General features: G+C 70.7%; 10 protein-coding genes. 4 read left to right on the top strand and 6 right to left on the bottom strand.

Annotation, left to right across the window (positions count from 1 at the left end; all coding sequences use genetic code 11):
• Positions 1-206, bottom strand: a 206-nt coding sequence (locus AB0C29_RS23410) for a LysE family transporter (RefSeq protein ID WP_360823667.1), incomplete at its 3' end; no start/stop codon positions are given.
• Between the two features lie 90 nt (positions 207-296).
• On the opposite strand from AB0C29_RS23410, the gene AB0C29_RS23405 reads away from it, so the two are divergent.
• The gene (locus AB0C29_RS23405) at positions 297-1448 is read left to right on the top strand and encodes a DUF2786 domain-containing protein (protein WP_360823664.1); all 1152 of its coding nucleotides are present in this window, start codon (positions 297-299) and stop codon (positions 1446-1448) included.
• Positions 1449-1501: 53 nt separating this feature from the next.
• Here the strand turns inward: AB0C29_RS23405 and AB0C29_RS23400 are convergent, their stop codons facing one another.
• Both AB0C29_RS23400 and AB0C29_RS23395 read right to left on the bottom strand, forming a co-directional pair.
• Positions 1502-2992 (bottom strand): M1 family metallopeptidase, encoded by a 1491-nt coding sequence (locus AB0C29_RS23400; RefSeq protein ID WP_360823661.1) that lies wholly within the window; start codon positions 2990-2992, stop codon positions 1502-1504.
• 50 nt (positions 2993-3042) lie between these two features.
• A complete protein-coding gene (locus AB0C29_RS23395; RefSeq protein WP_360823658.1) occupies positions 3043-3717 on the bottom strand; it encodes a TMEM175 family protein in 675 nt (224 codons plus the stop codon).
• A 74-nt stretch (positions 3718-3791) separates the two neighbouring features.
• Here AB0C29_RS23395 and AB0C29_RS23390 point away from each other — a divergent pair, with 74 nt between their 5' ends.
• Complete coding sequence (locus tag AB0C29_RS23390; RefSeq protein WP_360823655.1) at positions 3792-4532, top strand: TIM barrel protein; 741 nt, start codon at positions 3792-3794, stop codon at positions 4530-4532.
• A 68-nt stretch (positions 4533-4600) separates the two neighbouring features.
• Here AB0C29_RS23390 and AB0C29_RS23385 read toward each other — a convergent pair whose 3' ends face one another.
• Entirely contained in the window at positions 4601-4834 is a 234-nt protein-coding gene (locus tag AB0C29_RS23385) for a TM2 domain-containing protein (protein ID WP_360823652.1), read from the bottom strand.
• 190 nt (positions 4835-5024) lie between these two features.
• The gene (locus tag AB0C29_RS23380; RefSeq protein ID WP_360823649.1) at positions 5025-5789 is read right to left on the bottom strand and encodes a hypothetical protein; all 765 of its coding nucleotides are present in this window, start codon (positions 5787-5789) and stop codon (positions 5025-5027) included.
• 165 nt (positions 5790-5954) lie between these two features.
• On the opposite strand from AB0C29_RS23380, the gene AB0C29_RS23375 reads away from it, so the two are divergent.
• Positions 5955-6359, top strand: a complete 405-nt coding sequence (locus AB0C29_RS23375; protein ID WP_360823646.1) for a hypothetical protein — start codon at positions 5955-5957, stop codon at positions 6357-6359.
• A gap of 233 nt (positions 6360-6592) precedes the next feature.
• Entirely contained in the window at positions 6593-6772 is a 180-nt protein-coding gene (locus AB0C29_RS23370; protein WP_360823643.1) for a hypothetical protein, read from the top strand.
• Positions 6773-6972: 200 nt separating this feature from the next.
• On the opposite strand, the gene AB0C29_RS23365 is transcribed toward AB0C29_RS23370, so the two are convergent.
• The coding region (locus AB0C29_RS23365; protein WP_360823640.1) for a hypothetical protein at positions 6973-7844 on the bottom strand (872 nt) is incomplete at its 5' end.

Below are 7844 nucleotides of genomic sequence, written 5' to 3'. Positions count from 1 at the left end.
ACCGTCGCGACCAGCGCCGCCACCCCCGCGGCCGCCGCCACCGCCCACAGGAAGACGCCGGTGGCCACGCCCGTGGCCGCGGCCATGCCTTCGACCCGTCCGCGCAGGGCCGCGCGGCGCACGACCACCGCGAAGTCCGGGCCCGGCGACATCGCGCCCAGGCTCACCACGCCGCAGAACGCCATCAGCTGAGCTGCCGTCGTCATGCGGCTCACGGTACGACCACCGGGGTGACGTGCGCCGCCCGGCGGCCCCGCTGTGCGAGGAGTCCGGGCCCGACCAGGCATCATGGCCGCGTGGAAACGGTGCGGGAGACGGTCGGGGCGATCGTCGGCGGGCGGACGGGGTACGAGGACGGCCTCGACGCGCTCACCGTCGCACCGGCCGCCGAGGTGGATCCGGCGCTGGCCACGGCGCTGTTCGACGCCACCGCGCGACTGTGGCGGGGTGGCTGGCAGCCGGCCGAGCTGCACCGCCTGGTCACCCGGCGCGGCACCGGGATGCAGCCGCTGCTGATCGTCGACTCCGTCGCCGCGTACCTGCGGGGTTTCCGGCCGAAGACGGTCGACGAGCGCTGGCGGGACCAGGCCGCCGAGCTGGACGCCCGCCCCTGGTGGGGTGACGACGCCGACTACCTGCGGCAGGTCACCACCCACCGCCGCATCGACCGGGTCTCGCTGATCGACGCGGTGCTGAGTCTGGTGACCCTGCTCAACGGGCTGCCGCCGATCGAGGTGCTCGTGCCGCCGCCCGGGCAGGCGACGCCGGTGCGGCGGGCGCCCGGCAACGACGCCAAGCTGGAACGGGTACGGGCGTTGCTGGCCAAGGCCGAGGCGACGACCTTCCCGGCTGAGGCGGAGGCGTACAGCGCCAAGGCGCAGGAGCTCATCTCGCGGCACAGCATCGACGAGGCGCTGCTGGCCGCCGGGGGTGAGAGCGCCGTGGTCCCGTACGCCCGGCGGATCGGGGTGGATCACCCGTACGAGAGTGAGAAGGCGTCGCTGCTGAACTCCGTGGCCCGGGCCAACCGCTGCCACGTGGTCTGGTCCCCCGAGTTCGGCTTCGCCACCGTCTTCGGCTTCGACGCCGACATCGACGCGGTGGACCTGCTGCACACCTCGCTGCTGGTGCAGGCGCACCGGGCGATGGCGCGCACCGAGCCGCGCGGCAAGGCGGGCCGGTCGCGGCTCAAGAACTTCCGGCAGTCGTTCCTGGTCGGCTACGCGGTGCGGATCGGGGAACGGCTCGCCGAGGCCAGCCGGGCCGCGCTGGACCAGACCGCCGATCCCGCGGCGCTGCTGCCGGTGCTCGCCTCGCGGGACGTGCAGGTGCGGGAGGCGCGGGACCGTTCGTTCCCGAGCACCACGCGCGGGCGCGGCTTCCGGGTGGCCAGCCTGGAGGGCTGGGAGTCGGGCCGCGAGGCCGCCGACGAGGCGAAACTGCACTGAGAAAACTGCGCTGAGGGCCCGGCCGTCTCCGGCCGGGCCCGCAGCGGGACGGATCAGTGTGCGTGCAGCAGCTCGTGGGTCTGCTGGATCTTCGCCCACGACTTCGGGGCCTTCGGCGCGGCCTTGCGGGCCAGCGCGGAGACGCCCTCGATCGCCGGCTTGGACGGCGTGTAGAGCCAGGCCTGGAACAGCTCGTCGAGCTGCTGACCGGAGATCTTCTCGGCGAGCGCGATGAACTCGGCGGTGTTCGCGTCGCCGTCCTTCTGCTCGGCCGCCCAGGTGCGGAGCAGCTCGAAGAAGTCCTCGTCACCGATGGTCAGGCGCAGCTGGTGCAGCGTCATGGCGCCCCGGTCGTACACCGGGTTGCTGAAGATGTCGGCCGCGCCCGGGTCGCCGGGTGCGATGGTCCAGAAGTCGGCCGGCTGGGTGGCGTACAGGTAATCGAAGATCTCCTGGGTTGTGCCCTCGCCCTGCTCCTCGGACCACAGCCACTCGGCGTAGCTGGCGAAGCCCTCGTTGAGCCAGATCTCCTTCCACTGCTCGACCGAGATGCTGTCGCCGAACCACTGGTGGGCGTTCTCGTGCACGACCACCGACATGTTGGCGCCGCTGCGGAAGAAGCCGGACGAGTAGACCGACCGGGTCTGGTTCTCCAGGGCGAAACCGAGCGCGCCCGGCGGTCCCACGACGCCGCCCTGCGCCTCGAACGGGTACGGCCCGAAGACGCCGCTCTCCCACTCGACGACCTCGGCGGTGCGCTCGACACTGGCCTTGGCCGCGTCCTCGAAGTCCTGCGGCAGCAGCTCCGAGTACGCGTTGATGACCTGCTGGCCGTCGGCGGTGGTGTCGCGGGTGATCTCGTACTGCCCGATGGCCAGGAACGCCAGGTAGGTGGCCTGCGGGTGCAGCGAGCGCCAGCTCCACCGCTTCCAGCCCAGAATGTCCTGGGTGGGGTTGCGCGGCATGACGCCGTTGCTGAGCACCTCGACGCCGTCGGGCACGGCCACGGAGACGTCGAAGGTGGCCTTGTCGCTCGGGTGGTCGTTGCTCGGGAACCACCACCAGGCGATCTCGGGCTGGCCGACCGCCAGGGCGCCGTCGGCGGTGCGGGTCCAGGCGGTGTAGCCGGCCGCGACCTTGTTGGACGGCACGCCGGAATACTGCACCACGACGGTCATCGTCTGACCCTGGCTGACCGCCCGCGGCGGCGTGACGACCAGCTCGTGGTCGCCCTCGCGGGTGAAGGTGGCGGCCCGGTTGTTGACCTTCACGGAGGCCACGTCGAGCACGAAGTCGAGGTGGAACGAGCTGAGATCCTGCGTCGCGGCGGCCAGGATCGTGGTGGTGCCGGTGAGGCGGTCCTCGCCGGGGTAGTAGCGCAGCCGTACGTCGTAGTGCGAGACGTCGTAGCCGCTGTTGCCGTAGTCCGGGAAGTATTCGTCGCCCAGCCCGGCGCCGCCGGGAGTGGGTGCGGCCTGCGCCGGGAGCGCGGTCCCGGCCAGGGTCAGTGCGGTGGCGAGCGTTGCCACCAGCAGTCGTCGCACGGTCGAACTTCCTTCCGTCGCGGACCGGGTCACGGTCCGGCGTGGAGTGGTCAGCCCGAACCTATCGAAGTATCTCGACGCCTGTCGCCCCGGGCGAGCGCAAAGCCGATGACCGGCGTCAATACCCAGGCCACGATGACCCAGGGCGTCCACCAGCAGAGCAGCACGGACGCCAGCCAGTACCCGGCGACGATCCAGGACGCCCGGGCGCCGGTGCGCACCTCGGCGGCGTCGGCGGGGGTGCGCAGCAGGTTGTCCCGCAGAGCCTGGCTCTGCACGCCGGACCGGGCGATCAGCAGGCCGCCGAAGGACAGGACGAACAGCAGCGCCGCCGCCGGGTTGTCGGTGTGATGGCCGTAGACCGTCGTCGGGTACGGCAGGAAGCCGATCAGCAGAAGCAGCGGGAAGTGCCACCCCACCAGCCCGGGCGAGAGCCGGTCCAGCCGGTCGAAGAGCCGGTGGTGCTGGCGCCAGGCCGTCCAGAGCATGAAGAACGCGAGCAGGTACGCGACGAACGACCCGGTCTGCGCGATGAAGAAGTCCCAGAGGTGCCGGGCCGCCGCCGCTTTGCTCACGCCGTCCCCGACCGAGAAGGCTTCGTCCCCCTCGGGGCGCGGGATCTCGATGACGAGCAGCGTCATGGCGATGGCGAAGACCGCGTCGGTGAAGAACCCGACCCGTTCCGGCGTGTGTCCGGGACGAATCCGGCCCTGATCATCGGTCACGGCCACGATTATGCGCGCCGCTCCCGGCTGGCCTAGACTCGTCCTCATCCATGGACGCTATCCGGTTACTTGTCATGACGAAGCCGTTCGGGGCTCTCCCGCCCGGCCGGCTCGCCGCGACCCTGGCCACGCTCGGAGCCGACGGAGCCGAGCTGGTCGTGCGCGACGGCCAGACCGTGACACCGGACGAGCCCACCCGGCTCAGGGACGTCGCCGCCGAGCTCACCCGCCACGGCCTGGAGCTCGGCGTGGTCACCACCGATCTGGTCCGGGCCGACGACACCGCCGACACGATCCTCGGTGTGTGCGCCGAGCTGGGCGTGCGGCTGGTCCGCCTCGGCTGGTGGCGGTACGACGCCGCACCCGGCTACCAGCGCATCCTCGACACCGCACGGCGTGACCTGGCCGCGCTGGCCGGGCTGGGCCGTCGTCACGGCGTACGGGTGGCCCTGCAGTTGCACCACGGCACGATCCACCCGTCGGCGGCGCACGCCCTGCGCCTCACGGAGGAACTGCCCGTCTACCTCGACCCCGGCAACCAGGCGATGGAAGGCAGTGAACACCTGCCGATGAGCCTGGACCTGCTCGGTGACCGGATCGCCTGCGTGGGCGTCAAAAACGCGGCCTGGCGCGGGACCGGTCTCGCCTGGCAACCACTGGCCGACGGCGGCGTCGTCGACTGGCCCGCGACGCTGGGCACGCTCCGCGAGCGCGGATATGCCGGCCCGCTGTCCCTGCACGCCCACTACCCGATGGCCGACCCCGTGGCCGCCGTCGGGCGGGATCTGGCCCACCTGCGGACATTGAGCGCCTGAAAGAACCGATGCCCGGCCCCGCCGCCGCGTCACTCGCGGGGCGCAGCCGGGCATCGCCGAGATACGGGTCAGCGCGAGAGCGCGAGCCCCTGCTTGTCCGTGAACTTCCCGACCGCGATCATGATGAAGTCGATCAGCGCCCAGAGGCCGAACCCGCCGAAGGTGATCAGCATGAGCACACCCGTGCCGATCTTGCCGACGTAGAAGCGGTGGATGCCGAGCACGCCCACGAAGAAGCTGAGCACCAGCGCGACGACCCAGGACTTCGAGCCCGTGCCGATGGGGGTCTGGGTAGCAGTCATTCTCTTTATGTCTCCCTCAGAGATTCGTCAAAGCCGGTGCACGGTAGCGGGACAGAGCATTCACAGACAAGACCGGAATGGAGAATCTGTGGGCGTTGCAAGCGGCGTGGAAAGCGCGCAAGGCGAGTCACGGCCGTTGAAACGCCGCCGAAGCGGACGCGGAGATCTCCGGCGGGAACCGCGGCTGAGATCACCAGACCGGCGGCGGCTCCGCACCGGCCGGCAACGGGTCCAGGAAGCTGCTCCGGGCCAGGTCCGGGAGGTCGGTCCGGCCGGTGCGGAAATAGTCCTGGTGGTGCGGGTCGATCACCGATGGGTTCCAGGGCAGGTCGCCGGCGTACATCAGGTCATTGCGGTTGTTGCCGACGTGCCCGGCCCGGGCGTGATGGGGTGCGCCCGGCGGGACGAAGCCCATGGTGTGCAGGATCTCGTGCAGCATCTTGAACTCGTTGATCTCCGGTGTCACTCCGTCCGGGCTGAACCGGTCCTCCGCGCACAGCACGTCGTCGTACGCGCCCTGCAGGTACAGCGCCGACACTCGGCCGCGAAGTTGCGGTGGCCAGGCGCCGCCGCCGCACGACGAGGTGCTGCTCCCGTCGTACCAGACCGCGTACAGCGTGCGGGGCTCGTGGAAGCCCTGCCGCCGCAACAGGCGTTCGATCCGGTCCCGGACGTGCGAACCGCGGTCGGCGATCCGGGCGTCGGTCTCGGGCAGCCGGACCGTGCGCACCGGTTCGGCGGCGAAGCGCAGACGGGCACCGGTCTGCGCGGCGAACCAGGCCTGCATCGCCGACAGCGAGCGGCTGATCGTGCCGTCCTCGCCGAGGCGGCGATCGGTGCCGTCGCGGGGTAGCGCGTAGACGCACCGGATGACGAACGGTCCCACCGAGTCCAGGTCGTCGACCTGCGGAAGTGGGAGGCCCTCGGTGCAACGGTCGGGGGGTGGCCGGTCCATTGGTTCAGCCTTCCCTACCGCACCGCATTCCGCAGGGTGTCCGGTGGCGCAACGTCGTCCAGAATCACCCGGCGCGTCAGGTCGGTGCACGAGGCAGCCGGAATACGAAGTCGGGCTCCGGATCCATACCGTTCAGACCTGACCGTCGGTGGCCAAGATGGAAGCATGCGAATTCGGGTGTCGACCGGGCTGGCAGTGGTACTTCTGATATTGGTCGGAGCGGGCGCATTCTGGGCGGGCCGGGTGACGGGCGCCGGGCCGAGGCCGGCGGCCGATCAAGGGTACGACGCCGGGCATGCCGACGGCCTCCGCGAGGGCCGCGCCGAGCAGGCCACGGTGAACCTGCCGACGACCGACAAGGCGATCTTCGAATCTGGCTACGCCGCCGGGGCAACTGACGTCTTCGCCGGCTACGACGGCGGCTGGGACCACAACGCCCCGTACGTCATCGTGCTGGCACCGGGCGGCCCGGGCGCCACCTACCGCATCGAATCGCGGACGCGCCTGGAGCCGGGCGTGGACTACTACCTCTGCCCCGACGGCCATGAGCTGTGCCGGCGGCCGCGCTGACCTGGGCGCCGACGATGGCGAGGCCGTGAACCAGCGCCGATGGTCCGCGCCGTCCGTCCAACGCTCCCACCGCACCGCAGGGTCTATCCAGCCGCGCCGTCCGGTTGATTCAGGGGTAGTCACACGACTATAGTCGCGTGATGGATCGGAAGAGGCCGGCGCGGACGTGGAATCCCTCTTCGGCGCGCTATGGTGCCTGCATCTCCGAACTTCGCACCGTTACCGTGCCGGTCGTGGTCGAGCGCGACGAGGACGGCGTCTGGTGTGTGCACGCTCAACTGCGTCCAGGTGTAGGAGCGCACGGCGAGGGTGACACCGAGGAAGCGGCGCTGGAAGACCTTCGTGAGGCACTCATCGGCCTGATCGAGGAGTTCGGCGCTCCTCGGGAACTTTCGGTCACCGTAGCTGCCTGATGCCGCCGCGGCCCTCCGTCCCCGGTTTGCGCATCGTTCGCGCACTGGATCCTCAGTGATGTCGGCCTGACTATCGACCAACTCCACCTCTGACCTCGACCGGCGTCATTTACTCCAGCTGGCGCCGAGCAGCAATGGCTCGTGCATTGCAGGCCGGCCGAAGCGTGCGGCGCGCGGGCCTCGAACCCGCGCCCGGAAAACTACGCGGCGGTTGCCGCAATCTGGAGCAGCTTCTGGCGGTCCGGGCCTGCCAGACCGAGGTGATACAAGCTGATCCGGGCCGCGCCGGCCGCCCGCAACCGGCCCACATGCCCGGGTACGGCGTCCGCCTCGGCCGGCGGCAGCACCGTCACATAGGCGTCGACCGGCAGACCCGTCGCGGCAGCCCGGCGCACCAGCTCAGCGGAGGCCTCAGTGGTCGGCCACGCCGGCACCAACAGCGCGTCGACGTCAGCCACGGCGGAGGACGTGAGACCCGGCGACGGCCCGGTCGCCCAGGGATCAGGGTTGGCGTGCAACGTGATCGGCACCCCGGGCGCCTGCTCACGGACAGCGGCCAACACCTCGGAACGCAAGGCATCAGTGTTCGCGTGCCGATTCGCCAGCACCGCCGCCAGCACCTCCTCAGACACCGAACCCGTGCGCAGCCCGGCCACGACCTCATCAGGAACGAGACCCGCCGCCCGCCAACCGGAACGGCACGAGGCACAGCAACAGACGGACAGCAGCCGTACCTCCGCCGCAGTCCAAGCGCCGTCGGTTTTCTCGTGGTGTCCAAGGTGGGCAAGGCCGAGCTGTCCGCACGCCTCCAGCGAGATCCCGTCCACGGCCACATCGCGGACGGCTTCAGCGGCCAAGGTCGCCGCGTACGCGCGGACCTCCGGATGAGCCGGGCACAACGCGTACGGGTAGCGCTCGCCGAAGCAGTTCACCACCGCGGTCTCCGGGTGCGCCAGGCCGAGCCGGGTGTTGTGGGTCAGCACGATCCAGGCGTTGACCGCCAGCCCCGCCCTGCGAAGCGTGCTTGCCGCCGTACCGAAAGGGTCCTGCTCGGTCAGCCAGTCCGGGCCCG

Source organism: Actinoplanes sp. NPDC048791 (genome assembly GCF_040650095.1).
In the GTDB taxonomy this organism is placed as follows: domain Bacteria; phylum Actinomycetota; class Actinomycetes; order Mycobacteriales; family Micromonosporaceae; genus Actinoplanes.
Note: the sequence above shows the minus strand (reverse complement) of the source record. Positions and strands in the feature narration are given on the sequence as shown.

What these genes read in the sequence shown, in the direction of transcription:
- AB0C29_RS23390 (WP_360823655.1), top strand. Translation starts at nt 3,792, where the DNA reads ATGACGAAGCCGTTCGGGGCTCTCCCGCCCGGCCGGCTCGCCGCGACC.
- AB0C29_RS23385 (WP_360823652.1), bottom strand. Translation starts at nt 4,834, where the DNA reads ATGACTGCTACCCAGACCCCCATCGGCACGGGCTCGAAGTCCTGGGTC.
- AB0C29_RS23380 (WP_360823649.1), bottom strand. Translation starts at nt 5,789, where the DNA reads ATGGACCGGCCACCCCCCGACCGTTGCACCGAGGGCCTCCCACTTCCG.
- AB0C29_RS23375 (WP_360823646.1), top strand. Translation starts at nt 5,955, where the DNA reads ATGCGAATTCGGGTGTCGACCGGGCTGGCAGTGGTACTTCTGATATTG.